Consider the following 1,923-nt stretch of genomic DNA (forward strand, 5'->3'; position numbering starts at 1 on the left):
AGGTGTGCTTGTGCGCGTTTTGTTTGTTCTTTTTATTGTAATGCCGATTCTCGAGATGCTGATCCTGATAAAAGTGGGCTCTCTAATCGGCGCTTGGTATACCGTAGCTCTAGTTTTATTAACGGCGATCATTGGGGTTAATCTGCTAAAGCATCAAGGTTTAAGCACGTTGATGCGTGCTCAGCGAAAAGCGCAGTATGGCGCGTTACCTGTGTCTGAAATAGGCGAGGGTCTGCTGCTCGCAGTGGCGGGTGCCTTGCTACTTACTCCTGGGTTTGTCACCGATGCGATAGGTTTTGCTTTGTTGAGCCCGGCTATTCGCCGAGAATTAGCAAAAGGGGTGGCAAAACGGATGGTGGTGTCTGGACAGACCGCTTACCAAAGCTACGATGCTGGTCAAGCGGAATATCGAAAAACCCATGTTGAGAGTGAAAATGGCAATGTGGTAATTGATGCAGAGTATGTTGAAGTAAAAGACAAGCGGATAGACCCTTAAAAAAGCAAAAAAATTATTCATGTACCCCTTGAAATGAAGATGCGTGGCCCAACTTATCCCATCACTTAGATACGCACTCCTTGAATTTGAAAGGACTGTGTTTTTATAGAAAAACTCGCAAGAGAACTATTTAACTGGATTGATAACCTGTTAGGAGAATCATTGAGATGAAAATCCGTCCATTACACGATCGTGTTGTTGTACGTCGCAAAGAAGAAGAAACCACCTCCGCTGGAGGAATTGTATTGCCAGGCAGTGCGACTGAAAAGCCTTCACAGGGCGAGGTTGTGGCTGTGGGATCGGGCAAGTTGCTCGACAACGGTGATGTACAAGCAATGGCTGTAAAGGCTGGTGATACCGTAGTTTTTGGTCAATACGCTGGTAACACAGTAAAGATCGATGGCGAAGAGCTATTGATCATGGCCGAGAACGAGATTTACGGCATCATCGAAGCTTAATTCACTTCAAGTTTTCGACTCATTTCGACTCATAAATACGTAAACAGGATTTAGAAATATGACAGCAAAAGATGTGAAGTTTGGCGATGCAGCTCGCCAAGGTATGTTGGCCGGCGTTAATGTTTTGGCTGATGCGGTAAAAGTTACTCTTGGACCGAAAGGTCGTAACGTCGTTCTGGATAAGTCGTTCGGCGCTCCGACAGTAACAAAAGACGGCGTTTCCGTTGCGAAAGAGATCGAGCTTGCTGATAAGTTTGAAAATATGGGCGCGCAGATGGTGAAAGAAGTTGCGTCTCAAACTAATGACGCAGCTGGTGACGGTACTACGACAGCGACAGTGCTAGCTCAAGCCATCGTTAATGAAGGTTTGAAAGCAGTTGCTGCTGGCATGAACCCAATGGATCTCAAGCGCGGCATCGACAAAGGTGTTTCTGTCGCTGTTGAGGCTGTAAAAGGATTCGCTCAGCCATGTAACGATACAAAATCCATTGCGCAGGTAGGTACTATCTCTGCAAACAGCGATAGCTCCGTTGGCAACATCATTGCAGAAGCGATGGAAAAGGTTGGCAAAGAAGGCGTTATCACTGTTGAAGAAGGCAGCGGCTTTGAAGATGAGCTAGACGTAGTTGAAGGGATGCAGTTTGATCGCGGTTACCTATCACCATACTTTATCAATAATCAGGATAATATGAGTGCTGAGCTTGAAAGCCCATTCATCCTTCTGGTCGATAAGAAGATCTCAAACATTCGTGAGCTGCTTCCTGTGCTAGAGAATGTTGCAAAAGCAAGCAAGCCATTGTTGATCATCGCTGAAGATATCGAAGGCGAAGCTCTTGCAACATTGGTTGTAAACAATATGCGCGGCATTGTTAAAGTGGCGGCTGTTAAGGCGCCTGGTTTTGGAGATCGTCGTAAAGAAATGCTTCAGGATATCGCTATATTGACTGGCGCAACGGTTATTTCTGAAGA

The 1,923-nt window shown here is 45.8% G+C and carries 3 protein-coding genes; all 3 read left to right on the forward strand.

Annotated elements, in window-relative coordinates; all coding sequences use genetic code 11:
- The coding region (locus tag A3751_RS08015; RefSeq protein ID WP_369821233.1) for an FxsA family protein at positions 1–496 on the forward strand (496 nt) is incomplete at its 5' end.
- A gap of 167 nt (positions 497–663) precedes the next feature.
- A complete protein-coding gene (locus tag A3751_RS08020) occupies positions 664–954 on the forward strand; it encodes a co-chaperone GroES (protein ID WP_068454145.1) in 291 nt (96 codons plus the stop codon).
- Between the two features lie 58 nt (positions 955–1,012).
- The coding region (gene groEL / locus A3751_RS08025; protein WP_156492329.1) for a chaperonin GroEL at positions 1,013–1,923 on the forward strand (911 nt) is incomplete at its 3' end.

The sequence above is a fragment of the Oleiphilus sp. HI0080 genome (assembly GCF_001635135.1).

What these genes read in the sequence shown, in the direction of transcription:
- A3751_RS08020 (WP_068454145.1), top strand. Translation starts at nt 664, where the DNA reads ATGAAAATCCGTCCATTACACGATCGTGTTGTTGTACGTCGCAAAGAA.